The 521-nt window shown below is 44.0% G+C and carries 1 protein-coding gene; it reads right to left on the minus strand.

Going from position 1 to position 521, the window contains the following annotated elements; genetic code table 11:
• The coding region (locus tag AC1M9P_RS14620) for an Ig-like domain-containing protein (RefSeq protein ID WP_481588089.1) at positions 1-521 on the minus strand (521 nt) is incomplete at both ends.

A 521-nucleotide genomic window follows, 5' to 3' on the forward strand; every position in this document is an offset into this window, starting at 1 on the left:
GGCTTAAGCTCATCGATGGTTAATTCAGGTGCTACTGTGTCAACCTCGAAGCTCTCTGGCTGAGATTCACCTGTGTTACCTGCTTTATCTGTCGCTTTTGCAACTACGTCATATTCGCCATCTGCCAATTCAACTGATGGTGTGTATGTCCATGTGTCACCTGTAACTGTCGCTGGACCTTCTGCAACAACTTTACCGTCTTTGTCTTTAACAACGACATTTACTGTTGTTCCTGGTTCAGTTGTACCTGTGATTTCTGGTGTTGTATCGTTTGTATCCGCAATTGGATCAATCGTTACATCGGTATCAGATGGTGCAGTTGTATCTACAGTTAATTTGCCATCCGCAGTTTCAGTCGCAGTATTACCCACCGCATCTTTCGCTTCAGCTTTAACTGTATATTCACCTTCTGGTAATTCTTCAGTCGGTGTGAACGTCCAGTTACCTTCTGGATCTACAGTCGCATCACCTGTTGCTACAGGGTTGCCATCTTTGTCTAAGATTTCAACTTTTACTGTTGC

It is taken from the genome of Acinetobacter sp. 25-47-122 (assembly GCF_056779695.1).